The 24,128-nt window shown below is 58.8% G+C and carries 21 protein-coding genes and 1 tRNA gene; 16 read left to right on the plus strand and 6 right to left on the minus strand.

Features of this window, described 5'->3' with window-relative positions:
• The first annotated feature begins 201 nt into the window (after positions 1 to 201).
• The 5 genes from ACZ0AZ_RS17760 to ACZ0AZ_RS17780 all read left to right on the plus strand — a co-directional run bounded on the left by ACZ0AZ_RS17760 (position 202) and on the right by ACZ0AZ_RS17780 (position 4,642).
• The gene (locus ACZ0AZ_RS17760) at positions 202 to 435 is read left to right on the plus strand and encodes a hypothetical protein (protein WP_039763846.1); all 234 of its coding nucleotides are present in this window, start codon (positions 202 to 204) and stop codon (positions 433 to 435) included.
• Between the two features lie 209 nt (positions 436 to 644).
• Positions 645 to 992, plus strand: a complete 348-nt coding sequence (locus tag ACZ0AZ_RS17765) for a ribonuclease E inhibitor RraB (RefSeq protein ID WP_003223226.1) — start codon at positions 645 to 647, stop codon at positions 990 to 992.
• 477 nt (positions 993 to 1,469) lie between these two features.
• A complete protein-coding gene (locus tag ACZ0AZ_RS17770; RefSeq protein ID WP_039763848.1) occupies positions 1,470 to 2,879 on the plus strand; it encodes a circularly permuted type 2 ATP-grasp protein in 1,410 nt (469 codons plus the stop codon).
• Positions 2,880 to 2,891: 12 nt separating this feature from the next.
• Positions 2,892 to 3,842, plus strand: coding sequence for an alpha-E domain-containing protein (locus ACZ0AZ_RS17775; protein WP_039763849.1), 951 nt, complete (start codon positions 2,892 to 2,894; stop codon positions 3,840 to 3,842).
• Positions 3,839 to 4,642 carry a transglutaminase family protein gene (locus ACZ0AZ_RS17780; protein ID WP_463537810.1) on the plus strand — a complete coding sequence of 268 codons (804 nt, stop codon included), beginning with the start codon at positions 3,839 to 3,841 and terminating at the stop codon, positions 4,640 to 4,642. The genes ACZ0AZ_RS17775 and ACZ0AZ_RS17780 overlap by 4 nt, the downstream gene beginning before the upstream one ends.
• Before the next feature lie 121 nt (positions 4,643 to 4,763).
• Here ACZ0AZ_RS17780 and ACZ0AZ_RS17785 read toward each other — a convergent pair whose 3' ends face one another.
• Positions 4,764 to 5,585 carry a c-type cytochrome gene (locus ACZ0AZ_RS17785; RefSeq protein WP_463538787.1) on the minus strand — a complete coding sequence of 274 codons (822 nt, stop codon included), beginning with the start codon at positions 5,583 to 5,585 and terminating at the stop codon, positions 4,764 to 4,766.
• Positions 5,586 to 6,162: 577 nt separating this feature from the next.
• Between ACZ0AZ_RS17785 and ACZ0AZ_RS17790 the strand changes: the two genes are divergently transcribed.
• From ACZ0AZ_RS17790 to ACZ0AZ_RS17800, 3 genes are all read left to right on the plus strand, one after another.
• On the plus strand, positions 6,163 to 7,368 hold the full coding sequence (locus tag ACZ0AZ_RS17790) for an acetyl-CoA C-acetyltransferase (protein WP_463537811.1): 1,206 nt from the start codon (positions 6,163 to 6,165) through the stop codon (positions 7,366 to 7,368).
• A gap of 24 nt (positions 7,369 to 7,392) precedes the next feature.
• Positions 7,393 to 9,537, plus strand: a complete 2,145-nt coding sequence (locus ACZ0AZ_RS17795; RefSeq protein WP_463570748.1) for a 3-hydroxyacyl-CoA dehydrogenase NAD-binding domain-containing protein — start codon at positions 7,393 to 7,395, stop codon at positions 9,535 to 9,537.
• A gap of 92 nt (positions 9,538 to 9,629) precedes the next feature.
• Entirely contained in the window at positions 9,630 to 10,352 is a 723-nt protein-coding gene (locus tag ACZ0AZ_RS17800) for an amidotransferase (protein ID WP_415763197.1), read from the plus strand.
• 87 nt (positions 10,353 to 10,439) lie between these two features.
• Here the strand turns inward: ACZ0AZ_RS17800 and ACZ0AZ_RS17805 are convergent, their stop codons facing one another.
• The 3 genes from ACZ0AZ_RS17805 to ACZ0AZ_RS17815 all read right to left on the minus strand — a co-directional run bounded on the left by ACZ0AZ_RS17805 (position 10,440) and on the right by ACZ0AZ_RS17815 (position 13,177).
• Positions 10,440 to 11,411 (minus strand): magnesium and cobalt transport protein CorA, encoded by a 972-nt coding sequence (locus tag ACZ0AZ_RS17805; RefSeq protein ID WP_039763858.1) that lies wholly within the window; start codon positions 11,409 to 11,411, stop codon positions 10,440 to 10,442.
• A gap of 132 nt (positions 11,412 to 11,543) precedes the next feature.
• Complete coding sequence (locus ACZ0AZ_RS17810) at positions 11,544 to 12,266, minus strand: lysophospholipid acyltransferase family protein (RefSeq protein WP_463537812.1); 723 nt, start codon at positions 12,264 to 12,266, stop codon at positions 11,544 to 11,546.
• Positions 12,267 to 12,487: 221 nt separating this feature from the next.
• Positions 12,488 to 13,177, minus strand: a complete 690-nt coding sequence (locus tag ACZ0AZ_RS17815) for a crotonase/enoyl-CoA hydratase family protein (RefSeq protein WP_039763863.1) — start codon at positions 13,175 to 13,177, stop codon at positions 12,488 to 12,490.
• A gap of 296 nt (positions 13,178 to 13,473) precedes the next feature.
• Between ACZ0AZ_RS17815 and ACZ0AZ_RS17820 the strand changes: the two genes are divergently transcribed.
• From ACZ0AZ_RS17820 to ACZ0AZ_RS17850, 7 genes are all read left to right on the plus strand, one after another.
• Positions 13,474 to 13,563: transfer RNA gene (locus tag ACZ0AZ_RS17820), tRNA-Ser, on the plus strand.
• Positions 13,564 to 13,796: 233 nt separating this feature from the next.
• The gene (locus ACZ0AZ_RS17825; RefSeq protein WP_129999218.1) at positions 13,797 to 15,260 is read left to right on the plus strand and encodes a hypothetical protein; all 1,464 of its coding nucleotides are present in this window, start codon (positions 13,797 to 13,799) and stop codon (positions 15,258 to 15,260) included.
• Between the two features lie 103 nt (positions 15,261 to 15,363).
• A complete protein-coding gene (gene cysC / locus ACZ0AZ_RS17830) occupies positions 15,364 to 15,975 on the plus strand; it encodes an adenylyl-sulfate kinase (protein WP_463537813.1) in 612 nt (203 codons plus the stop codon).
• Between the two features lie 163 nt (positions 15,976 to 16,138).
• Complete coding sequence (locus tag ACZ0AZ_RS17835) at positions 16,139 to 16,327, plus strand: hypothetical protein (protein ID WP_463537814.1); 189 nt, start codon at positions 16,139 to 16,141, stop codon at positions 16,325 to 16,327.
• A 311-nt stretch (positions 16,328 to 16,638) separates the two neighbouring features.
• A complete protein-coding gene (locus ACZ0AZ_RS17840; RefSeq protein WP_463537815.1) occupies positions 16,639 to 17,010 on the plus strand; it encodes a bacteriocin in 372 nt (123 codons plus the stop codon).
• Positions 17,011 to 17,145: 135 nt separating this feature from the next.
• Positions 17,146 to 17,565, plus strand: a complete 420-nt coding sequence (locus ACZ0AZ_RS17845) for a YMGG-like glycine zipper-containing protein (RefSeq protein ID WP_024012287.1) — start codon at positions 17,146 to 17,148, stop codon at positions 17,563 to 17,565.
• 118 nt (positions 17,566 to 17,683) lie between these two features.
• Entirely contained in the window at positions 17,684 to 17,851 is a 168-nt protein-coding gene (locus ACZ0AZ_RS17850; RefSeq protein WP_165368416.1) for a hypothetical protein, read from the plus strand.
• A 74-nt stretch (positions 17,852 to 17,925) separates the two neighbouring features.
• Here ACZ0AZ_RS17850 and ACZ0AZ_RS17855 read toward each other — a convergent pair whose 3' ends face one another.
• Positions 17,926 to 18,357: a DUF6896 domain-containing protein gene (locus ACZ0AZ_RS17855; RefSeq protein ID WP_463537816.1), complete on the minus strand. Its 432-nt coding sequence runs from the start codon at positions 18,355 to 18,357 to the stop codon at positions 17,926 to 17,928.
• A complete protein-coding gene (locus tag ACZ0AZ_RS17860) occupies positions 18,354 to 23,135 on the minus strand; it encodes an RHS repeat-associated core domain-containing protein (RefSeq protein ID WP_463537817.1) in 4,782 nt (1,593 codons plus the stop codon). Before ACZ0AZ_RS17860 ends, ACZ0AZ_RS17855 begins: the two co-directional genes overlap by 4 nt.
• Positions 23,136 to 23,374: 239 nt before the next feature.
• Between ACZ0AZ_RS17860 and ACZ0AZ_RS17865 the strand changes: the two genes are divergently transcribed.
• A complete protein-coding gene (locus tag ACZ0AZ_RS17865) occupies positions 23,375 to 24,070 on the plus strand; it encodes an HAD-IA family hydrolase (protein ID WP_039762976.1) in 696 nt (231 codons plus the stop codon).
• Positions 24,071 to 24,128: the final 58 nt, after the last annotated feature.

Here is a 24,128-nt window from a genome sequence, read left to right on the forward strand (position 1 = left end):
GGTGTCTCCGTCAAGCCGCAATGGACGGTATTACGACTGCTGCGCAGCCGGACGGGGATAAATCCCCTCGCCACAGAAGTCCGCCCTATCGATCGGATGGTTATTTTCACCGTTGGCGGCTGTAATCCTTTTGAACCAACTATCGCGGAAAAAAGTCGAGATAGAGGTAAGCCCATTTACGGGTTGATTGAGGAGGCACTGATGCAAAAGTGGAAAGTCACTTTCGTGGATGATCACGGCGAAATTGTTGATGAAGTCTTCGAACGTGAGGAATGCCCGTCCGATGATGAAGCCGCACGGCTGATCAAGGAGCGGCTTCTTCCGGTCGCTGCCCAGCTGGATCTGAACGATCTGGAAGGGCGCACCGCCGATGCCGGGGTGAAAAACCTCAAGACCCAGAACGGCATCGAAATCCGCAGCATCACACCCATCTGAACACTTCCTGTCATCTCGAAAACCAGGCCTTGGCAGCGGCGCTCTCTTGGGGCTACTCTGCAAGCGAGATCAGCGAATGGATCGCTAAGGTCTGGTCTTGTCAGCTACATGCTTGTTTCCCGCGCGCAACCACGTTGCCGTAGTACTTAGGCCAAAAGGCCCGGGGCGGGAACACGGAAAGTCTATCCATCAATCGAGGGGGACGATTCATGAGCACAGCCTATCAAGAAGACATCAGCAGCAACGTTCTGCGCCGCATGAAAGAAGGCGGTTTCGATTTTTCCCGGTTCCATCCCATCGAGTTCTACGCGATTTTCCCGGACGAGGAGCGGGCGCGCAGGGCAGCAGGCAAATTTCGCGGTGAATCCATCAATGCCCAGGTCAGTGCGCGCGACGACGGCGCCTGGTCGCTGGAATTGAGCAAAGTGATGTACGCAACCTATGACGACATCGGCGATTTCGAGCAAGGCTTTTCTGCCGTGGTCGAACCGCTGGGCGGCATTATCGAGGGTTGGGGCGTGAAGCAGGAGGTGCGCAATCGTTACCGCCTGAATTGATATTGAGCATTTTGTATCGGGCAACGGCTGACCTTCGGGTCGGCCGTTGTCGTTTCTGGCTTCTGCACATCGCAGTGGCAAAACCCTGAAACAAGAATCCCGGGCAAAAAAAAGCCACCGGAGAGGGTGGCTAAAAGGGAAGACGGGTACGCGATAAAGTCCTGTCGGGACGGGGCTGCCAAGGCAGTGCAGATCAGTTGAGCTGTCTACTTCGCGGCGGCGTGCCGGGGAAGTTCTGCAGCGAATGCGCGGATTATCCGCAGTCGCGGCCGCGCAGTGAAATCAACTCTGACTATGCTGGTGATAGGCGATGCAGTGCGTCGCAATGAAGCGGGGGCAATCGGGCCGGGGCATTTGCCGCACAGGAATGGTGCGCGGTCTGCGGCATAGATCTACAACCGATTGAATTAAAAGCGTTTATGCCGATGGCACGGGCCTTGCGAAGGCCTGTATGTCCGGAGTGACAAGGAGTACGGCATGATCCGCACCTATTTTGATGAGATGTACGATGCCGGCGGCCTGGTCCGCCCGCATTACCGGGAATTTGCCCGCTGGCTGGCCGAGACGCCCGACGAGTTGCTCGCGCAGCGCCGCCGCGAGGCCGATCTGCTGTTCCACCGTGCCGGGATCACCTTTACGCTCTATGGCGACGAGCAAGGCACCGAGCGGCTGATTCCGTTCGATACCATTCCCCGCAGCATCCCCGCCAGTGAATGGCGGATTGTCGAGCGCGGCTGTATTCAGCGGGTCAAGGCGTTGAACATGTTTCTCGCCGACCTCTATCACGAGCAGCGCATCATCAAGGCCGGGATCATTCCCGCCGAACAGGTGCTGGCCAACGAGCAATACCAGTTGGCGATGCAGGGCCTGGATCTGCACCGCGACATCTACTCGCACATCTCCGGCGTCGATCTGGTGCGCGACGGCGATGGCACTTATTACGTCCTCGAGGACAACCTGCGCACACCCAGCGGCGTCAGCTACATGCTCGAAGACCGCAAGATGATGATGCGCCTGTTCCCCGAACTGTTCGCCGCCCAGCGTATTGCCCCGATCGATCACTACCCAAACCTGCTGCTCGACACCCTGAAAAGCTCCAGCCCGATCGACAATCCCAGCGTAGTGGTGCTGACGCCGGGACGCTTCAACAGCGCGTTCTTCGAACATGCGTTTCTGGCGCGGGAGATGGGCGTTGAGCTGGTGGAAGGCGCGGATCTGTTCGTGCGCGACGACAAGGTGTTCATGCGCACCACCGACGGCCCGAAAGCGGTCGACGTGATCTACCGTCGCCTCGATGACGCATTCCTCGATCCGCTGGCATTCAACCCGGATTCGATGCTCGGTGTGCCGGGGCTGCTGTCGTCCTATCGTTCCGGCAACGTGGTGCTGGCCAACGCCATCGGCACCGGGGTGGCGGACGATAAATCGGTGTACCCGTTTGTCACCGACATGATCCGGTTCTACCTCGACGAAGAGCCGATTCTGAAAAACGTGCCGACCTGGCAATGCCGCAACCCCTCCGAGCTGTCCCACGTATTGGCCAATCTTCCCGATCTGGTGGTCAAGGAAACACAGGGCTCCGGCGGTTACGGGATGCTGGTCGGGCCGGCCGCGACGACGGCGGAAATCGATGCCTTTCGTGAGCGCATCAAAGCCAAACCCCATGCCTACATCGCGCAACCGACGCTATCGCTGTCAACTTGTCCGACCTTTGTCGAAAACGGCATCGCGCCACGCCATATCGACCTGCGTCCGTTCGTGCTTTCCGGGCGCGAAACCCGGGTGGTGCCTGGCGGTTTGACCCGGGTCGCGTTGCGTGAAGGCTCCCTGGTGGTGAATTCCTCCCAGGGCGGCGGCACCAAGGACACCTGGGTAGTCGAGGATTGAAGGAAGCTTGCCATGTTAAGTAGAACTGCCTCGGATCTGTACTGGATGTCGCGTTACCTGGAGCGTGCGGAGAATCTCGCGCGCATGCTCGACATCAGTTATTCGCTGTCGCTGATGCCGCAGGACGGGCGCGGCGACGGGCTGCACGAACTCGCCATGCCGTTGCTCATTACCGGCACCCTTGATGATTACCTTGAACGCCACGGTGATCTGCACGCCGAGCGTCTGCTGCATTTCTTTGCGCTGGACGCGGCCAACCCGGCGAGCATTTACAGCTGCCTCGGCTCGGCGCGAGCCAGTGCCCATGCCGTGCGCGGGCGGATCACCGCCGACATGTGGGAAAACATCAACGCCACCTGGCTGGAAATTCGCGGCATCGCCGAACAGGGTCTGAGCCGCTACGGCATGAGCCGTTTCTGCGAATGGATCAAGGAGCGCTCGCACCTGTTCCGTGGCGCGTCCTACGGCACGATCATGCGCAACGACGCGTTTCGTTTTATTCGTCTGGGCACCTTTATCGAGCGCGCGGACAACACGCTGCGCCTGCTCGATGCCCGTTACGAGATGGCTGGTGATCAGGCCGAAGCGGTGAGCGATGGCACCGCGCACGCCTATTACCAGTGGAGTGCGCTGTTGCGCGCCTTGTCATCGTTCGAGGCCTACACCGAAATCTATCGCGACGCGCCCGGCGCCCGGCATGTCGCCGAACTGCTGCTGTTGCGCGCCGATGTGCCGCGTTCGCTGCGTGCCTGTACCGAAGAGATCGACCAGATCCTCGCGCAACTGCCCGGCGCCAACGGCCGACCGGCACAACGCCTGGCGGCGGAAATGGACGCGCGCCTGCGCTACACCGGCATCAACGAAATCCTCGAAGAAGGCCTGCACGCCTGGCTGACCGAATTCATCCCGCTGGTGCGCCAGTTGGGCAACGCCATTCACAGTTCCTACCTGGAGGCTGCATGAGACTTTCCATAAGCCACGAGACCACCTATCACTATGAAGATCAGGTGCGCGCGAGCATCCAGTACCTGCGCCTGACGCCCCACGACAGCGAGCGCCAGCATGTGCTCAGTTGGCAACTCGACCTACCGCGTCCTGTGCGTGCGCAGCTCGATCCGTTCGGCAACATCCTGCATGTGCTGACCATGGACGAGCCCCACGAAGCGATCATCATTGGCGCCCGGGGGCAGGTCGATATCGACGAATTGCGCGAGGCCGAACATGAGAGCCAGTCGGCGCTGCCGTTCCTGCGCTTCACGCGCCTGACCGAAGCCGATGAGGCCTTGCGCGAGTTTGCCGCGAAGAACTGCAAGCAACGGCGTGATCGCACCGCGCTGATCGACTTGATGCACGGTCTGAATCAGCACATGACCTACACGCCCGGCTCGACCGAGGTAGACACCAGCGCCGCCGAAGCTTTCGCCGGGCGCTCCGGCGTCTGTCAGGACCATACGCATGCTTTTCTTGCCTGCGCGCGCAGCCTTGGCGTGCCGTCGCGTTACGTGTCGGGTTATCTGTACAGCGAAGATTGCGAGCATCTGGCCAGTCATGCCTGGGCAGAAGCGTGGCTGGACGACGCGTGGTACAGCTTCGACGTGACCAACCAACTGGCGCGCCCGGAGCGCCACCTGAAGCTGGCGGTGGGTCTGGATTATCTCGATGCCTGCCCGGTACGCGGCATGCGCCGGGGCGGCGGCTGCGAGCAGATGCATGCGAAGGTGTTCGTCTCGCCGACGCCGGTTATTTCCGTGCAGCAACAATAGATTCGGGATACCGCTATCGCTGGCAAGCCAGCTCCCACAGGATGACCGCTGATTCGAACTCTGCGCACACCCTGTGGGAGCTGGCTTGCCAGCGAAGAGGCCAGTAATAACACCCTAAGGCTTACGGCTTAACTTTGCGGCCGGCCATGTGCTTGAGATAGCCCACAAGCATTTCAAGGTCTCCATCCGGCAACACCTGCGCCGAAAACCCGGGCATCTTCGCCTGCGGCCATTGGCGCAAACTCTGCGGATCGCGGATGTAACGCTTCAAGAAATCCGCCCCAAAATACTCGGTCGGGCTATACGGAATATTCAGATCCGGCCCGAACTGCGCATCGCCAGCACCATTCAATCGATGACAGGCCAGGCAGTTTTTCTGAAACAGGGCAAAACCCTTGTTCACCGGATCATCGGCCTTCAAGGCAGGATCGGGCAGCAGGGCAGGGAAGCGTTGGGCCACCGGCGCCAGCAACTTGATGCTGGCGACCTCGAACGGCCACTGTTCGGGGCTGATATTGCCGGCCTGCGGATCGGTCCAGACCAGATAGAACGGCCCGGCGCTGTGCTTGCCGGCAGACAGCGGCGGCCACGGCCGCGCCGGGTCCTCGATTGCGAGCCATGCGCGTGCGCCGTCCTTGTTCAGCAAGGGCGCGGCGGCCAACTCTGCGGCAAAGCCATCCAGCGCCACCGCCTGCAAGTGATCCTCCCGCTTGACCCCCGTCAGCAATGCGGCCAGCGGCACGGCTTGATAGGTCATGTCCTTCTTGTAGGAAACATCATTGTTGATCGTGAGAATTTGCAGCTGAGGATGCTTGAGCAGCTCTTCGGTCTGCCAGGTGCGGCTGTTTGCGCCCAACTGCAGATCCAGTTGTGCGGCGGACAAGGGCAAGCTCAGCAGCAAGGCACCGAGCGCAATGAGCGTTTTCAAATGATCGCCGTCCATGTCGTTGAAGTGCGCAAAGGTTGGCACAACCACGCTGGCCCGGGTAGCGGGCCAGTCACATTTTAGGTGGCGATGTACAGCACGCGACGTTTGAATCAGCCGATGACCTTGGTCAGATTCGGCAAGATCAACAACAGCGTCGTGGCAAAAAGAATGAGTCCCGCTTGACGTACTTTCGGTTGTTTGAACATGGCTTGACCGCCTTTATTGTTATTTCCTGATGCATGCCTGACTGCATATCCATGACGGCACGCGTTGCACTTCCTGTTGAAGAACGCCCGTCTCGGCAAAACCCGACGACGATGGCGTACATGTTCACCTTAGGGCCCACGTCAGTCTTGGCTTAGATCCATTTCATATGGAGAGCTTGAGAAAAGCTTTAAAAAAAGCATGAGGCGTATTGCCAGCTTCTTTGCCGCCCGCTGGCTAGACAACTCGACGACCTGAACCGGTTCACCTCATGCCGGATGACCGTCCGTCTGAGCGTGTGCGTCAAGCGCTTTGAGCAATGTGGTCATTGCTTGCCAGTCGGCGCAGGGCGAAAGTGAAGTGACAATAAATCAGGTTCGAGGACGTCATGACTGAAGCATTGATTTTCGATGCGTTGCGCACCCCGCGTGGCAAAGGCAAGGCCGATGGCGCGCTCCACAGCGTGAAGCCGGTCAACCTGGTGGCGGGTTTGCTGAGTGCTTTACAGGTGCGCACGGCGCTGGATACCAGTCAGGTCGATGATGTCGTCCTCGGCTGCGTCACGCCGATCGGCGATCAAGGTTCCGACATCGCCAAGACGGCGGTGCAAGTAGCCGATTGGGATGTCAGCGTCGCCGGCGTACAGATCAACCGTTTCTGCGCTTCGGGTCTGGAAGCCGTGAATCTTGGCGCTATGAAAGTGCGCTCAGGCTTCGAGGATCTGGTGGTGGTTGGCGGCGTCGAATCGATGTCGAGGGTGCCGATGGGTAGCGATGGCGGCGCCTGGGCGCTGGACCCGCAGACTAACCTGCACAGCCACTTCACCCCGCAAGGCGTCGGCGCCGACCTGATCGCCACCCTCGAAGGCTTCAGTCGCCAGGATGTCGATGACTACGCGCTGCACTCGCAGCAAAAAGCCGCACGAGCGCGGGCCGACGGCTCGTTCAACAAGTCGCTGGTGCCGGTGCAGGATCAGAACGGCATCATCCTGCTTGATCACGATGAGTTCATCCGCGCCGAATCGACTCTCGAAGGCTTGGGCAAACTTAAACCGAGCTTCGAAATGATCGGCCAGATGGGCTTCGACGCCACGGCGTTGCGGGTTTACAGCCACGTCGAGCGTATCAACCATGTGCACACGCCGGGCAACAGTTCAGGCATTGTCGACGGTGCTGCGCTGATGCTCATCGGCTCCGAAGCCAAGGGGCGCGCGCTGGGCCTGCAGCCACGGGCGCGCATCGTCGCCACGGCCGTCACCAGTACCGACCCGACCATCATGCTCACCGGCCCGGCACCGGCGACCCGCAAAGCGCTGGCCAAGGCCGGACTGCGTGTTGAGGACATCGATTTGTTCGAGGTCAACGAAGCGTTCGCCTCGGTGGTATTGAAGTTCATCAAGGACATGGCGGTTGACCCGGACAAGGTCAACGTCAACGGCGGCTCGATCGCCATGGGTCACCCGCTGGGCGCCACCGGTTGCGCGATACTCGGCACCCTGCTTGATGAACTGGAGGCGCGGCATCTGCGCTACGGCCTGGCGACGCTGTGTGTCGGCGGCGGCATGGGCATCGCCACCATCATCGAACGCCTCTGAGCCCCGACTTCAAGGAATCCTGTTATGAGCGAAGCCATTCGTTACGAAAAAGGCCAGGACGGTATCGTCGTGCTGACCATGGACATGCCGGGCCAGAGCGCCAACACCATGAACGCCGTGTACCGCGAGGCCATGGCCGCTTGCGTCGCCCGCTTGCTGGCCGAGAAAGACAGCATTGCCGGAGTGATCATCACTTCGGCGAAGAAGACCTTTTTCGCCGGCGGCGATCTCAACGAGCTGATCAAGGTCGGCAAACCCGAAGCCAAAGCCTTCTACGACATGGTGCTGACCCTCAAGGCGCAATTGCGCAGCCTGGAAACCCTCGGTAAACCGGTGGTCGCGGCGATCAACGGCGCTGCGCTGGGCGGCGGCTGGGAAATCTGTCTGGCCTGTCACCACCGCATTGCTGTTAATGACGCCTCGGTGCAACTCGGTCTTCCGGAAGTGACCCTGGGCCTTTTGCCGGGCGGCGGCGGGGTGGTGCGCATGGTGCGCATGCTCGGCATCGAAAAAGCCCTGCCGTACTTGCTTGAAGGCAAGAAGGTGCGCCCGCAACAGGCGTTGCAGGCCGGGCTGATCGATGAGTTGGCAGCGGATCCAGACGAATTGTTGGCCAAGGCGCGCGCTTGGATTATGGCCAATCCGGCGGCAGTGCAACGCTGGGACGTCAAGGGGTACCAGATTCCTGGCGGCACGCCATCCAACCCGAAAGTGGCGCAGATGCTGGCGATTGCGCCATCGATCCTGCGTGCGAAAACCCAGGGCACCCTGCCGGCGCCGGAGAAGATTCTGTGCGCGGCGGTGGAGGGTGCTCAGGTCGATTTCGACACGGCGCACCTGATTGAAACCCGCTATTTCACAGAATTGACGACCGGGCAGATTTCAAAAAACCTGATTGGTACGTTGTGGTTCCAGCTGAACGAGATCAACGCCGGCGGTTCCAGACCGCAAGGTTTTGCGCCCTATAAAACCCGCAAAGTCGGTGTGCTCGGCGCCGGAATGATGGGCGCAGGCATCGCGTTTGTCAGCGCCTCGGCCGGTATCGACGTCGTTCTCAAGGACATCAACCTTGCCGCTGCCGAGAAGGGCAAAGCGCATTCCGCAGCGCTGCTGGACAAGAAAGTTGCCCGTGGCCAAATGACTGCCGAACAGCGCGAAGCGGTGCTGGCGCGAATCGTTGCGAGCGAAAGCGATGCCGATCTGGCCGGTTGCGATCTGATCATCGAAGCGGTGTTCGAGGATCGCCAACTCAAAGCCAGGGTGTCCGCCGCCGCGCAACAGGTCGTGGGCGGCGAAGCGGTGATTGCGTCCAATACCTCGACGCTGCCGATCACCGGTCTGGCGACAGCGGTGCCCGATCAAAGCAAATTCATCGGCCTGCATTTCTTCAGTCCGGTAGAAAAAATGCCGCTGGTGGAAATCATCAAGGGTGCGCAGACCAGCGACGAAACCCTGGCACGCGGTTTCGATTTCGTCCTGCAAATCAAGAAAACTCCGATCGTGGTCAACGACAGTCGCGGCTTCTTTACCTCGCGGGTGTTCGGCACGTTCACCAACGAAGGCATTGCCATGCTCGGCGAGGGCGTCAGTGCGCCGATGATCGAGACCGAAGCGCGCAAGGCCGGGATGCCGGTCGGGCCTCTGGCAATCTCCGACGAAGTTTCCCTCAGCCTGATGAGCCATATCCGTCAACAGACGGCCAAGGACCTACAGGCTGAAGGGAAACCGCTGATTGAGCACCCGGCCTTTGCCGTGATTGACTTGATGCTCAATGAATTCAAGCGACCGGGTAAAGCTGCCGGAGGCGGTTTTTATGAGTATCCAGCCGGTGCCCAGAAGCATTTATGGCCGGAGCTGAAAACGCGCTTCGAGAAGGCCGACGGACAGATCTCTGCGAAGGATGTGCGTGATCGGCTGTTGTTTGTGCAGGCCATCGAAACCGTGCGCTGTGTGGAGGAGGGTGTGCTGACCTCGACGGCGGATGCCAACGTCGGCTCGATCTTCGGCATCGGTTTCGCCGCGTGGACCGGCGGTGCGCTGCAGTTCATCAACCAGTATGGTCTGAAGGATTTCATCGCCCGCGCGCAGTATCTGGCCGAGCAATACGGCGAGCGCTTTACCCCGCCAGCGCTGTTGCTGGACAAAGCGGCGAAAGGTGAAATGTTCTAGGGCCAGCGAGCATTTCGGGGCTTGCCTTGGCCACGTGTTTCAAGGCAGGCTCTGGGGTGTTCATTATTCCCATCACGTGTCAGGTATTTTTTATGTCGCTGCGCATCTGCATTCTCGAAACCGACATCCTGCGGCCCGAACTGATTGACCAATATCAGGGCTATGGGCAGATGTTCCAGCGCCTGTTCTCGCAGCAACCGATCGCCGCTGAGTTCACTGTATATAACGTGGTGAATGGCGAATACCCAAGCGACGACCAAACCTTCGATGCGTATCTGGTCACCGGTAGCAAGGCTGATTCGTTCGGCACGGATCCGTGGATCCAGACCCTCAAAACCTATCTTTTGAATCGCTACGAACGCGGCGACAAATTGCTCGGCGTGTGCTTCGGCCATCAATTGCTGGCGCTGCTGCTTGGCGGCAAGAGCGAGCGCGCATCCCAGGGTTGGGGCGTCGGCACCCACAACTACAAGCTGGCGGCCAAAGCACCGTGGATGAGCCCGGTGCGCGAAGAGCTGACACTGCTGATCAGCCACCAGGATCAGGTAACCGAACTACCAGAGAATGCGACAGTGATCGCCTCCAGTGATTTCTGCCCGTTCGCGGCATATCACATCAACGACCAAGTGCTGTGCTTTCAGGGCCACCCGGAATTCATTCACGATTACTCGCGCGCATTGCTTGATCTGCGCCAGGAAGCGCTGGGCTCGCAGATCTACAGCAAGGGTGTGGCAAGCCTTGAGCAGGAGCACCACGGCGCTACGGTTGCGGAGTGGATGATGCGCTTCGTGGCGCACAAGCCAGAAGCTGCCTGACAGTTGCAAGATCAAAAGATCGCAGCCTTCGGCAGCTCCTACACTGACATTCTGTAGGCGCTGTCGAAGGCTGCGATCATTTGCTTTCTACAACCAGCCCGACTTCTTGAAACTCGCCCACAAACTCACACACCCCACCGCAATAAACCCCAGCACTGCAAAATAACCGTAGTGCCAGGTCAACTCGGGCATGTTCTGGAAATTCATCCCGTAGATCCCCGCCACCGCTGTCGGGAACGCGAGAATTGCCGCCCACGCTGCAAACTTGCGCTGCACCACGCTCTGCCGTGATGCCTCGAGCAACACGCCAATCTCGATGGTCTGGCTGGCAATGTCCGCCAGCGTGGTCAGGTCTTCCATCTGCCGCGTCACGTGGATCTGCACATCGCGAAAGTACGGGCGCATGTTCTTGTCGATGAACGGGAAGCTGAGCTTTTGCAGCTCTTCGCCGATTTCCACCATCGGTGCCGCGTAGCGACGCAAGCGCACCACATCACGGCGCAAACCGTGCAGCTTCTGGATGTCTCGCTCGTTTAGGGCACTGCACAGCACGTTGCGCTCCAGCTCATCAATCTCGGCGTGGATCGCTTCGCCCACCGGCTGATAATTCTCGATGACGAAATCGAGCAGCGCATACAGGACGAAATCCTCCCCGTGCTCAAGCAACAGCGGGCGCGCTTCACAGCGTTGGCGCACATAGGCATACGACGCGGAATGGCCGTTGCGAGCAGTGATGATGTAACCCCTGCCAGCGAAGATATGCGTTTCGATGAATTGCAAAACGCCGTTTTCGCGGACCGGTGAGTAGGTGACGATAAACAGAGCGTCACCAAAGGTTTCCAGTTTCGGTCGGCTGTGTTTTTCCAGCGCATCTTCGATGGCCAGTTCATGCAGGTTGAACTGGCGTTGCAGGTTGGACAATTCCTGTGCGTCCGGTTCTTCCAGACCGATCCAGACGAAGTGGCCGGGCTTGGCCGCCCACGCAGCACCTTCGTCCAGCGAAATATTGGTGACTTTCTTACCCTCGCTGTACACCGCAGCAGCAACAACTCGACCCATGGTGGTGATTCACTTCTTCTTGGCAGATGGCAGGGGAACAAGGCTTCAGCTTAGCCGTGTCGCTGCTTGAGAGTCAGTGAAACTTCTACAGTTCACCCGGCAAAAGAAAACCCGCACAGGGCGGGTCTTGTTTCACGCGGCTTGCAGTTGCCGATCCATCGATTCGATGCACTCGCGCATCTGCTCGCGGCATCGCTCAATGAGCATGGGCATGTCGTCCATGGTCAATCCGACTGTAGGAATCGCCGGCAAGGAACGTATGAGAACGTTGCCACTGCGCCAGCGATTCAGGCGCATGTGCTTTATATAGCTGCTCACGCACACCGGAACGATTGGCACGCCGGCGGCAATCGCCATCTGGAACGCGCCTTTCTTGAACGGCAACAAATCTTCACCGAGGTTGCGGGTGCCTTCCGGAAACACCCAGATCGAGGTGTCTTCGTTCTGCAAGGTGTGGGTGGTCGTCAGCATCGACTGCCGCGCCTTGTGCGCATTGCCACGGTCGATCAACACATTGCCGGCCAGCCAGAACAACTGGCCGAACAACGGCACCCACTTCAGGCTCTTCTTGCCGATACACACGGTGCGACGAGGGACGACATTGCCGAACACGAACAAATCGTAGTTGGACTGGTGGTTGGCGATGATCACGCAACTGTCGGGCTTGTTCATCAAGCCGTTGACCTCCGACTTGACCCGCAAACGCAAGATACACATCGCCGGCAAAGCGTAGAGGCGGGCGCAGAGTCGACTGTTGTCCGGGTGGAACGGGCGGCACAATCCAAGGATCACACCCAGCACGCCGGCCAAAATAAAGTGCGGGCCCATCAACAACATACGAAGCACGAACAGCATTTTTACAGGCCCACCGGGACAAAAGGTGGCGCAGTGTACGGATGTGCACTGTTTTCGGCAATTGCCGCTATAGAGTCCGGAGATGGCCGATGTTTAAGCGCATGTTTCAGTATTGCCTGTCAGGCGCGTCCTAGAGCTTCCAGTGAATATTCAACGCGGCATGTAAGAAAAAGCCCGACACGCGGATCGGGCTTTTCGCTAGCGCGCAGATCTCGGACGAATCAGCCTAAATGCTGCTGATCCTGGACAATGGCGTCATCGAGGGTTTCCAGCAGCTGCTTGCGCACTTTGAGTTTGGTGTTCTTGTGCGCCAGCATGTTGATCTTCTTCAACTGACGCGCGGCAGCCAGCGCGGCGCCTTGCAATTCTTCGGCAGTGACGACCTTGTCGAGGAAACCTGCGTCAACTGCGCTTTGCGGGTCGAACATCTCGCCGTTGATCACCGAGCGATGGAAAGCCGAACGCCGCAAGCGATCGCGCGCCAACTCGATACCAGCATGGTGCATGGTCATGCCGATCTGCACTTCGTTAAGACCAATACTGAACGGGCCGTCGACGCCAATGCGGTAATCGGCAGACAACAGCAGGAAAGCGCCCTTGGCCACGGCGTGTCCCGGGCAAGCAACGATCACTGGGAACGGGTGAGAGAGCAGGCGGCGCGCCAATGTCGAACCGGCCGTCACCAGCGCAACGGCCTCTTTCGGGCCGGCGGTCATCACCTTCAGATCATAACCACCCGACAGAATCCCCGGCTGCCCGGTAATGATCACCACGGCGCGATCCGCCACCGCCTGATCCAGCGCCGCGTTAAACGCCGCAATCACATCCGGAGAAATCGCGTTGACCTTGCCATTGTTCAGGGTCAGGGTCGCGATACCGTCTTCGAGGTGGTAGGCAATCAACTCGCTCATGACGCTATTCCTTATTAGAAAGATGGGCAGACGTTACCCACCGTCGCAGGCCAGGTAAAGCGCCGTGACTGACCTGCCGGTCACCGTTTTGCGCTTCGGCCAGCGTCGCGCGCGTGTTGCCTGCTATAAAGGAAGCGTGCGGCTTACCCGAGATTGGCGGGTTTGCCATCGCCCGCTTTGGCAGAATGAAGCGTGCTCTCTTAAGCGCATGAAAATTCTGAAAAAAAGTTTGCCATCGCAAAAGCTTTCGACTACATTAGCGCGCCTCGACAGACAGAACATGTCTGCAGAGATACGGTGAAGTGTCCGAGTGGCTTAAGGAGCACGCCTGGAAAGTGTGTATACAGGAAACTGTATCGAGAGTTCGAATCTCTCCTTCACCGCCACATTGAATATCAAAAAACCCGACTTCGAAAGAGGTCGGGTTTTTTGCTTTCTGCGTGTACGAAAATTGCTCGGCCATCATTCGCTGCTCATTGATCGGCTGCGCGCAGGGGTCGAAATCCGGTTTTGTTGGCGTTGAACTATTGTACTGACCAGTTAGAATGGCCGCATTCATGGCTCTGCGTCACTCGCTGCATCAACAAGGGTCGAGATTACATTATTGAGGTAGAGAGTAGTGGAACCGCTATTTGCAGTCGTTGCGACGACAGGATATTTGCTCCTCGTCGAGGTGCATTCCAGAAAAGTTATCCCGCTCGAGAACGAACGCACTGAATACTACGGCGTTTCATGGTTTCCGGGGGGCAAGGATTTTGTGCTCAGCCACTCTGGGCTGGATAACGTAAAGCTGAAGGATATCCAGACCTACGCGACCTCAGAAGTGGGATTTCTTTCGCACGGTAGTTTCCATTCCGAAACCTTTCTCTCGGAACCACACCAGCTGCTCTGCGCATCTGACGGTCGCGTGGTGTGTACCAACACCGGACGTAACGCAATCACTGTGGTCGACCTGGAAAAGCCCGGGCATTTTCAGGAAAAGCGGCTGAGCAACGTTCGCTGGGATCGTCTTTCACTGGAAGAAATCACCGGCGATCATCTCAATTCCGTATTCGAAAAAGATGGTCATCTTTATGTCATCGCTCACGGCCACCATAACGGTTCGTTAATGGCAGTACTGACTTATCCGGCGTTGGAGCTGGTCAGTGTCAAGCCCATTGAGCGACGTACGGGCCTGCACAATGTGTGGGTATCGGACGAAGGGCAGAAAATTGCCTGCCACAGCAATATCGGTGCGCTGATCGATCTGGAAAGCAACGAAGTTCTCTGGGAGTCGGGGAGTCCAATCTATACGCGAGGCCTGGCCGTTTCGTCCGACATCATGCTGGTGGGAGAAAGCCAGATGACCGGACGTGATTTGCGCCGCAGCTCCATGAGCGGTTTGTGGGTTCTGGAACGGGGCACCTATAAAGCACTGGACTACATCTGCCTTGGTCCTTACGGCGCCGTCAACGAAGTCCGCTTGTTGAACGTAAAAGACTATGCTCACCACGGCCATACTTTTCCGTTTGTATCGGAGTTGTTCGAGCGAAGTCTGTTCAACCGTAAGTCTGAAGAGCGTCTGGCTGCTTGCCAGCGTTCGAAAAACATTCAGCAGGAGTGGGCGGGCGTCGAACTCGTCTACGGCGTGCCGAAGACACTCGAAGACGGCGGCAAAGAGGCCATCCTTGGTAACCTGTGTCTGATCAAGAAGATTGAAGACGTTTCGCAAGCACAACGCAGCCTGGCGTTCAGTTATTCGTTGGACACGCCATCTACCGATTCTCACGTTGCGGTGGTGACTTATCAGGGCAGTGGCGGTGACACGGATATGAACGCACTGCTGATACAGCCTATCAATGATGTCGAGGCCGGACTGGTACTTTGGACAAATGATGGCGCGCACTGGAATCCCGAGCCCGATGTGCAGGTGACGGGACTTCCTCATAGCGGTGACGTTCGCGTGGTAGCGAGTGAAGCAGGGCTGGAATTTTATCTGAATGACGAATGGCGTCTTACCGTAGACGCAGCCAGGCTGCCTTTTCTCGAGGGCTCATTGGGTATTCGCTGGATCGGATCGACTATCAGCCGGTTTATCGAATAACGGTCAATCATGATGTCTGGCCCGATCTACGGCTTTTGAACGGCGAGTTGCCGCTCAAGACTAACGTGTTTGAACTCAGACTCTATGCGAGATGAGGAAACGTATGACAAGCGAAAAAAACAGCGTGCCTGAGAATGTCGTTCTGCACCCTACGCAAGTTGCTCCCAGTGATCGGGAGCGTGCCGTGGCGCAGAAGCCTTTTACCATTTGGTTTACCGGATTGAGCGGTTCAGGCAAATCGACGCTGTCGTTCGCGATTGAAAAAAAGCTGATTGAAAGTGGCAAGCCTGCCTTCGTGCTGGATGGCGATAATGTTCGTCACGGACTTTGCAGCGACTTGGGTTTCAGTGCTGAGGATCGCTCCGAAAATATTCGCCGTATCGCTGAAGTAGCGCGTTTGATGAATGACGCGGGCATCACCGTGATGGTGGCATGTATCTCTCCGACCAGAGTGAGCCGTGAAAAAGCCCGATCCATCATTGGCGACGAGCGTTTTCTTGAGGTCTATCTGAACACGCCACTCGATGTATGTGAGCGGCTGGATCCGAAGGGACTTTATCGCAAGGCCCGCGCTGGTCTGATCCCGGAGTTTACGGGGATCAGCGCACCTTACGAAGTGCCTGAATCTCCCGCCTTGGTTTTCGATGCAAGTCAAATGTCAGTCTCGGCCTGCGTAGAGGAAATCGTCTCCAAGGCCAACGGTCTTGGGCGATAGGGCTCCAATTGTCCAATTGGAGCGGATCCTCCGCTCGTCGGAGACCAGGCTTCGTGTACGGCTAGTCCCGGAATGACCGGCTAGTCTCAAAATCCTCGGAGGTCGATATTTTTCAGGCAAAACAGTTTTGCCAGTATCGGCCCGGTTCCGCAGGGGAGAGGCTATGACAGGTCCATATATCGAAGACGATGGCGCTGAGTTTTCCTTCAACAACTGTGTGCGCTGCGGTCAGTCGGAGTATCAGTCGGGGTTTGGCGAGGATCCGGTCAGCACCGGAAAAATCAAATCCACGGCCCCGAAAGGGCCGAAAGCGAAATTCCTGCCCAGGGTCACGGCAAGGGCCAGAAAGTGATTTCATCCCGTACCCCGTCACTGAACGGGGTTTTTTACGTGCGCGGGAGTGCGGATCGGAAATGCCTGGCGGGCGTTGACATTAATGTCGGTTTTTTTTCACAAACTTTTCACGTTGGTCAACGTAGGGTGAAGCCATCCGTTAGAAAGCAAGTCTCCAGCCCGTCTCCCCAGCGGGCTTTTTTTTGTCCGGTATAAAACCTTTTCCCTGTGCGCGGTCCAATCGACGCTGCCGTCTGCGTCTGGACTTTCCTGCGCCGAACACATTAAATCCCGCTCCTTCTCGTCATCCCGTTTATTTGAGGTTTCGTCATGCGTTTAACACTGCCTGCTCTGGTTCTTGGCCTTCTGGTTACTCAAGGTGCGATGGCTGCCGGTGATGGCACCGCGGCGCTGGGCGGTGGCCTGGGTGGCGCGCTGGGTAACGTGGTCGGCCAGAAAATGGGCGGCAGCACCGGCGCCGCCATTGGCGCCGGCGTCGCGGGCGCAGCGGGCAGCGCCGTCGCCGCACGCAAGGGCAGCCGCACCAAGGCAGTGATCGGCGGCGGTGTCGGTGCAGCCGGTGGCTCGGTGATCGGCAACAGCCTGGGCGGCCGCAACGGCGCCACCATCGGCGCGGGTCTGGGCGGTGCGGCCGGCGGCGCAGTTGGCAGCAACCTGGGCAAAGGTCACAAGCGCCACTGAGACTGATTGCCTGTCAGACGAAGCCCGACTCAATGTCGGGCTTTTTCATGGCTGAACGTTTCGTGCGAAATCATCTCCAATCTGCATACGCCCCGCTTGGGCGGACTGTCCCGATTCGGGAACTGCGAGGTTTATATGCGATTGTCATTATCTGCACTGTTTTTTGGCCTGGTCGTGGCGCAGGGCGCGATGGCGGCCGGAGATGGCACCGCTGCCGTAGGCGGTGGTCTCGGCGGTGCGCTGGGTAATGTGGTTGGCGGACAACTTGGCGGCAGCACGGGCGCGGCGGTCGGCGCAGGTGTCGGCGGCGCGGCGGGCAGTGCCGTCGGCGCGAACAAACGCAACCGCACCGAAGCCGCGATTGGCGGCGGTCTGGGCGCAGCAGGCGGCTCGGTTGTCGGCAACAGCCTCGGCGGCTCCACCGGCTCCGCCATCGGCGCGGGCCTGGGCGGCGCAGCAGGCGGCGCGGTAGGTAACAATCTTGGCGACGACGATGGCGGATCTCATTCCGGCGGCCACAAGCACAAGAACAAACACAAAAATAAACATCGCTGATTGATCAACGGAAACCCGGCCTGGCGCCGGGTTTTTCGTGTCTGGCCGTCAGGCAGAGGAACGATTGGCGGCAGGGCTTTTCGAACGTCATACATCCCACACGCTCAAGAGGTGCACCATGACTCCTGAAACCGAAGGCAAAGAAGAGAAGGGCCCGAGTGGATTGCCGTTTATCAATGACCCGGGGAACGAAGATCCGGGCTCGCTGATGGATGATGCGACGGTGCCGTTGAACGATGCGGATGAGGCGGATATGGAGTATGAGGAGGATGGGGATGAGAAGTGAGAATGTTCGTGATGAATGAGATTTTGAATACTGATTTAAAGGGCCTGAGCTATCAGGCCCCCACGTATCTTTGTTCAGTCATTTTCGGTTGAGTCGATAAATACATAGAGGTCATCGGAGGGCGACATTTTTTCGATTCTGCCCGCATCTATATAGGTCTGGAACTCACTCTCAAGAAATTTCATGTCAGTGTATTTTTTATATTTTAAAGGCCTGTCCGTGGCGTACATGTAAAGGCGCCACTCATCAAAACCATCGATCCTGTTATTCGAGCCGTAATCGAAATCCACTGATTCATTGGGAAAATGAATAGCACAGCCTATGCCGTGTAATTCATACTCGACGCCACCATTGACTTCTCCGCAACGTTCTATTTGGCCGCTCCTCCAAAGTCTTAGGATGTTTCGAGTGCCAAATTTTTCTTGTAATAGCGTTGTTCCTTTTTGCACTTTACTAAGAAAGTCTTTGATGAGATCTTCGAGCGTTGTATCGTTATAGTCATTCATCGTCTTCGCTGAGGCTCCAGTCGATCAAACCCAACATTTTCGGCAGACTCAATTACGTCTTCTATCGTTTCAAAATTACTTTTATGTTCTTTTATATTTGTGATCAGTTTCATGATTATTGGCGTTGCTGTTTGTCTCGCAGCCGCTGCACGATGATGCCCATCTAAAATATATAGCGTACCTTCATGCTCAGCCACATGGATGGGGAAGCGAATATTATATCCGCCGCTGCGCATGTTGCTCGCCGTTGCTTCAACCGATTTAGTTGATTTTTTCCCCGAGATTGCGTGCGTTCGCTTCAAAGATCTTGCGTCCACACCGTGGATCAATCCCGGTAGATCCGGCTCCCCCTCATCAACCTTAACCCCATCACTCGCCCCCGGCACCTCACACCCAGGTTTATTCGGCGGCGGGCAGTTGGACGTCAACCCCAACGGATCCACCCACCCCGTCGGATTTGGCACGTACTGGTACTGATTCAACCCACCCGCGAGCTTCACCGGATCCGGCGTCAGATACCGCCCAAGTCTCGGGTCGTAATACCGATGCCGGTTGTAGTGCAGCCCACTTTCAACATCGAAATACTGCCCCTGAAAACGCAGCGGTTGATCCAGATAGTCTTCGCCGGCGAGGGTGACGGCGGCGACTTTGCCGTAGGCGTCGTATTGCGCGGACCAGACGATTTCGCCGCTGTAGTCGGTGAGTTCCTGCGGGGTGCCGAGGTGGTCGAGTTGGTAGTAGAACGGGCAGGCCTTTTTCGGGCCTTTGCCATCCAGCATCGCGAGTGGGCGGAAGGTGCCGGGTTCGTAGAGGAAGCTGCGGTATTGCGTGGCGCTGCTTTCGGCGACGAGCTGGTCGCCTTGCCAGAAGAATTCGGTGACGGCGTCGTCGACGGTTTTGCGGATGCGCCGGCCGAAGGCGTCGTATTGATACGTGGCGGTCTGGCCGTCGGGGCGGGTCAGGCCGATCAGGCGGTGCTGGCAGTCGTAGCGGTATTCGGTGACCAGGGTCTGGCCGTGGCCACGACGTTCGCGGATCAGGTTGCCGAAGGCGTCGTAGTCGTAATGACGGTCGCCCTGCATCAGCAGGCGATTGCCCTTGATCTGCGCAGGACCGGGGCGGTCCTGCATCAGCAGGTTGCCGGCCGGGTCGTGGGCGAAGGATTCGGGCAGTTCGTCGCGTGAGTGACGTACGCGGATCAACCGGTCGAGGGCGTCGTAGCCGTAAGTGCGCTGGCCGTGGCGGCTGTCGGCGATGTGCTCGAGATTGCCGTTGGCGCTGTAGGCATAATCGCGGCGGTACAGCGAGGAATGGCGATGGCCTACGGCGTGGGCGAGCAAGCGGCCCTGGTCGTCGTAGGCATATTCGCTGAGCAGCAGACCTTGCTGACGCTGCTGCTCGCGACCGGATTGATAGACATGGCGTGTGAGCGGCGTGCCGTTGAGGTCGATGGCGCTCAGCGCACCGCCCTTGGCGTAGTGATAGTCGAGCTTGCTGTTGTCCGGCAGGCGCAGACGCTTGAGCTGACCGCAAGCGTCGTAGGCATAACGCAAGGTGCCCCAGCCCTGATGCTCGGTGATCAAGCGGTCCTGACGGTCGTACTCGAAGGCCAGCGGATGGTTCTGGCCGTCATCGACAGCGATCAACGGACCGAGGCGATCGTAGTCGTAGCGAACTTTGCTCCCATCGGGCAGGGTTTTGACGAGTAAACGGCCGGCCCTGTCTCGCTCGTAGCGGGTGACCAGACTGGGACCGAAATCACCAAACTCGGTCTTCTCCAGCAGGTGCCCGTTGAGATCGTAGGCGTAGGCCGTGCGCCGCCCATCAAACCCGGTTTCCTGTCGGATCAATCCGGTCGGCGTGTAATCCAGTCGGTATTTTTCGCCCGATTCGTTTTCAATCTCGGTCAGCAACAGCCGCGCATGGTCATAGCGATACTGCACGCGAGTGCCGTCGGGGTTGATCCGTCGCGAGACCAGGTGCAGGTCGTCGTCATATTCGTAACGGGTGATGCGCCCAAGTTCGTCGCGTTCGGCGGTGATCTGCCCGTAGGCGCCGTAGCTGTAGGCGCGCGTGCTGCCCGTAGGAGAAGTCGTCAGGATCAGTCGGCCGCCGGCGTCCCACTGCTGACGACTGACAACACCAAATTCGTCCTGGGTGGTGATCCGCCGGCCCAGCGCATCGTAGGAAAAGCGCCGCACGCCGCCATCGGGCAGGGTTTCTTCGATGAGCTGACCGAGCTCGTTCCACACCCAGCGGTGGCGGCTGCTGTCCGGGTAGCGCAGCGACAGCAACTGGCCGCGCAGGTTGTAGTAGTAATGCGTGACCTGGCCGTCGGGATCGACCGCTTCGGTGACGGCGCCTTCGGCATTGCGCCGGTAGATCCACACCGCGTCGCCTCGGCAACGCTTGTAGAGAAACCCGTTGCGGTACTCGTAGGACGTTGGCGCATCGTCCGGCGGAATCAGCGCGATCAGCCGTCCGAGTTCGTCGTAGCGGTATTCAGTGATCGCACCCAATGCATCCTGCTCGGCGATCAACCGGCCCTGCTGGTCATAGGCCTTGAGCTGCTCGCCGCCATCCGCCGCGACCTGCCGCACCAACCGCGCACGTTCGTCGTGGACGTAGACCTCTTCGGTGCCGTCGACGTAATGCACAGTCACGCTGGCGTCGTCATCGTTCCAGACGTAACGGGTGTTCATCTGCGAGAACGACGCCCAGTGCCTCACGCAGCGGGCCGCTTTGCCCTCGCGCTGCCATTCCCAGAAAAAGCTCGCGCCGCCGGTCAGCTGGCGCTGGAGGATGACGTGGTGGTCGTCATAGTCGTAGCGCTCGCTGTCGCCGACCGCGTTGGTCGCGACCAGCAGGCGTTGGCGGGCATCGAAGCTGTAGGTGGCGAGGTTTTGTTCGGTGGTCCACTCGCCCTGAGCGAACACCTGATAATCGATCGCTACCAGCTGCGCACGGTCATAACGCAATAGCAGCGCGCGGCCGGCGCCGTTGTCCAGACGCTGGATGCGGTCGGAGCGATCGCGTTGCAGGGTCAGACGATTGCCGTAGACATCGCTGATTGCGGTCAGCCGGCCGGCGCGAAAGTGATAGAACCGCGCGCTGTCGCCGGCCAACGCCAGAATCAGTTCTTCCGGCTCATCGCCGAGAAAGATCGCCGCCCGCGACAGGCTGTTGTGAATCGCCGGACGCGCGACATTGGGCAGGGGAAAGCGGGTGCGGCGGTTCTCGTGGTCGATCCAGGTCACGCCATCGCCATCGAAGGCCAGACGATGCGCGAGCGTATGGCTCCAGCCAAAACCCAGGCCGATGTCGATCTCGACCGCGCTGCTGCGGTACAAACGGGTGAACTCGAACGGAAGCACGCCGTCGAGCACGGCGTCGGTCAGGGTCAGCAGTTCTTCGCCGGTGACCATCGACACCGGGCAGCCGTTGGTACAGGTGTTGGGCACGCAGTCGGCGGCGTCGCCGTTGGGGTTTTTCGCTTGGTCGGGAGCGTCGTCGTGGGGCTCGTGGCGCTCAAGACGGGCCATACCTTGGGATTTTTCCCGCGCGAGTGGCGCCGGATTCGGCACGCTCAACACCACTGTGTCGGCCTGGCGAATGTTCAGCGGAATCGACGGTGTCGGCTTCAGCTCCACCTCGCGCGCATGAAACATCAGCGGCTTCAGCGTGCTCGCGTGCTGCTTGAGCTCCGGCGTCGAAGTGAGCTCAGCCAGACGCAGGGCTGAGGCGGCAAGCCACTCCCGCGCCCGTGGCGACTTGATCTTCGCCAGGACCTTGCTGCTCAAACGCAGCGATACGCCGGCACCGCCTGCCACGCGCATCAACAGAAAACTGATGAGCAACCCGGTGCGAACTTCGGCCACCACCTCGGCGAGGTATTGCGGCGGCAGCATCTTCAGCCAACTGGTGAACGCGGCCAGATGAATGAACAGCAACGGCTCGTCGCTGAGCATCAACAAGGCGTTGGCAATCGCCTCGCTGGACGCCGCCAGCAGCGCCTCAAGTTCGACTTCGCTGAGATATTCCAGAAGCTTTGCGCTGTGCTCCTGCAGATCGGCAAGGAGGGCAAACAGCTGTTGAATGTCATCCCAGACGCCATTCAGGGCTTTTTCCAGGCCACGCCAATCGGCCCGCTGCAAGTGCCCGTAACGATCTAGAAAACCGGCGCTGGAAAACTCCGTCCACTGCGGCTGAAAGCCCGTCCATTCGCCGCGCAGCCAACCTTCAAGCCCGGCAATCACGCCTTCATATGAGGCATACAGGGCGCGGACATGGTCGGTAGAAACATCGGGAAAGAAGGTGATGCGGTAGCGCTGGCTCCGCACGCAATCGGTCACCTCCAGAATCCCGCTCGGGCCGATGGTGTAGCGCAGTGGTTCGCCGAAAGTCAGCACACCGTCGACGTCGCTGAGCAGCGGTTCGAGGCTCACCGGCGTGTCGCCGATCGGCACGAAGCGCGCGGCTTCAAACACATGCACCAGGGTCAGCGGCCCGCTGGTCGGACACATGACCACCGATGAGCTGACAGGTGCGCGCGAGGTGATCGGCGCGCTCAGCTGTACGTCATTGCCAACCTTGAACACCTGCTCGATGTCCAGCGCGGTCCCGGTCCAGAACTTTTCGGCCCAGGCGTCGTAGTTGTTCAGGCACAGGCGGAACTCATCGATCAGCGCTTCGAAATCTGGCTGCTGGGGATTCAGGGCGGCCACCACCAGCAGTCCGATGCTGTTGTTCAGGGCCAGGAGCTGATCGGGTTGAAACATTCGCAGTCGCTCGCGCATATGAAGAAACGGGAGCGCGGACTTTGCAGGGGATCAAAAAGGAAAGAAGTCGGGTAAGTAGGCAGTATCTGTAGGAGGTTTCGCTAAATGCGAAAGGGCGTCGATGGTGTTGCCCGTTGCTCAATGTCCATCCGCCTCGCTATGCTGCTGAACCCATTAATCAGATCCGCGCTGCGGCACGTTGCCTGTCGCCCGGGATGTCTTTGTTAACGGATCCGATGATGAATGCACCGCTGAAGACGTTCGGCCCGATCAAGGCCGTGATTTTCGATATGGACGGTTTGCTGCTCGACACTGAGGGCATTTACACCGAGGTCACCTCGCTGATTGCCGGGCGCTACGGGAAAACCTTCGACTGGAGCGTCAAGCAGAACATCATTGGTCGCGGGGCCAATGACCTGGCCAATTACGTGGTGCAGGCGCTGGAGTTACCGATCAGCCCGGAAGAATTCCTGGAGATTCGCGAGCCGCTGATGCGCGAGCGTTTCCCCAAGGCCCAGGCGATGCCGGGGGCCGAAGCACTGGTGCGTCACCTCAAGGCGCACAACATTCCGATCGCGGTCGGCACCAGTTCGTCGCGCCAGTCGTTCGGGCAGAAAACCACTTTGCACCGCGACTGGTTCGCGTTGTTCGATTTCATCGTCACAGCGGACGATCCGGAAGTCGGCGCGGCCAAACCGGCGCCGGATATTTTCCTCACCGCCGCTCGGCGTCTGGGCGTCGCGCCCAAGGATTGTCTGGTGTTCGAGGATTCGCCGTTTGGGGTCACCGCGGCGAAAGCGGCAGGCATGACCGCAATCGCCATCCCCGACGCGGCGATGGCCGATGAGAAATATGCTCACGCTGACGGCATTATCCGCTCGCTGAAAGACTTCAGGCCAAGCGCATTTGGCCTGCCGACGCTGGAACTGGCCTGACCGCTCAAACAAAAAAGCCGCCCTTCCTATAAAGAAGGGCGGCTTTTTTTGCCGTTCT

The sequence above is a fragment of the Pseudomonas sp. AC239 genome (assembly GCF_979258545.1).

Bases quoted from the DNA above. Each gene is read 5' to 3' on its own strand.
- ACZ0AZ_RS17860 (WP_463537817.1), bottom strand. From the start codon at position 23,135: ATGTTTCAACCCGATCAGCTCCTGGCCCTGAACAACAGCATCGGACTG.
- ACZ0AZ_RS17850 (WP_165368416.1), top strand. From the start codon at position 17,684: ATGACTCCTGAAACCGAAGGCAAAGAAGAGAAGGGCCCGAGTGGATTG.
- ACZ0AZ_RS17810 (WP_463537812.1), bottom strand. From the start codon at position 12,266: ATGCTGTTCGTGCTTCGTATGTTGTTGATGGGCCCGCACTTTATTTTG.
- ACZ0AZ_RS17780 (WP_463537810.1), top strand. From the start codon at position 3,839: ATGAGACTTTCCATAAGCCACGAGACCACCTATCACTATGAAGATCAG.
- ACZ0AZ_RS17845 (WP_024012287.1), top strand. From the start codon at position 17,146: ATGCGATTGTCATTATCTGCACTGTTTTTTGGCCTGGTCGTGGCGCAG.
- ACZ0AZ_RS17855 (WP_463537816.1), bottom strand. From the start codon at position 18,357: ATGAATGACTATAACGATACAACGCTCGAAGATCTCATCAAAGACTTT.
- ACZ0AZ_RS17815 (WP_039763863.1), bottom strand. From the start codon at position 13,177: ATGAGCGAGTTGATTGCCTACCACCTCGAAGACGGTATCGCGACCCTG.
- ACZ0AZ_RS17805 (WP_039763858.1), bottom strand. From the start codon at position 11,411: ATGGGTCGAGTTGTTGCTGCTGCGGTGTACAGCGAGGGTAAGAAAGTC.
- ACZ0AZ_RS17865 (WP_039762976.1), top strand. From the start codon at position 23,375: ATGAATGCACCGCTGAAGACGTTCGGCCCGATCAAGGCCGTGATTTTC.
- ACZ0AZ_RS17800 (WP_415763197.1), top strand. From the start codon at position 9,630: ATGTCGCTGCGCATCTGCATTCTCGAAACCGACATCCTGCGGCCCGAA.
- ACZ0AZ_RS17840 (WP_463537815.1), top strand. From the start codon at position 16,639: ATGCGTTTAACACTGCCTGCTCTGGTTCTTGGCCTTCTGGTTACTCAA.
- cysC (WP_463537813.1), top strand. From the start codon at position 15,364: ATGACAAGCGAAAAAAACAGCGTGCCTGAGAATGTCGTTCTGCACCCT.
- ACZ0AZ_RS17760 (WP_039763846.1), top strand. From the start codon at position 202: ATGCAAAAGTGGAAAGTCACTTTCGTGGATGATCACGGCGAAATTGTT.
- ACZ0AZ_RS17795 (WP_463570748.1), top strand. From the start codon at position 7,393: ATGAGCGAAGCCATTCGTTACGAAAAAGGCCAGGACGGTATCGTCGTG.
- ACZ0AZ_RS17790 (WP_463537811.1), top strand. From the start codon at position 6,163: ATGACTGAAGCATTGATTTTCGATGCGTTGCGCACCCCGCGTGGCAAA.
- ACZ0AZ_RS17775 (WP_039763849.1), top strand. From the start codon at position 2,892: ATGTTAAGTAGAACTGCCTCGGATCTGTACTGGATGTCGCGTTACCTG.
- ACZ0AZ_RS17785 (WP_463538787.1), bottom strand. From the start codon at position 5,585: ATGGACGGCGATCATTTGAAAACGCTCATTGCGCTCGGTGCCTTGCTG.
- ACZ0AZ_RS17770 (WP_039763848.1), top strand. From the start codon at position 1,470: ATGATCCGCACCTATTTTGATGAGATGTACGATGCCGGCGGCCTGGTC.
- ACZ0AZ_RS17835 (WP_463537814.1), top strand. From the start codon at position 16,139: ATGACAGGTCCATATATCGAAGACGATGGCGCTGAGTTTTCCTTCAAC.
- ACZ0AZ_RS17765 (WP_003223226.1), top strand. From the start codon at position 645: ATGAGCACAGCCTATCAAGAAGACATCAGCAGCAACGTTCTGCGCCGC.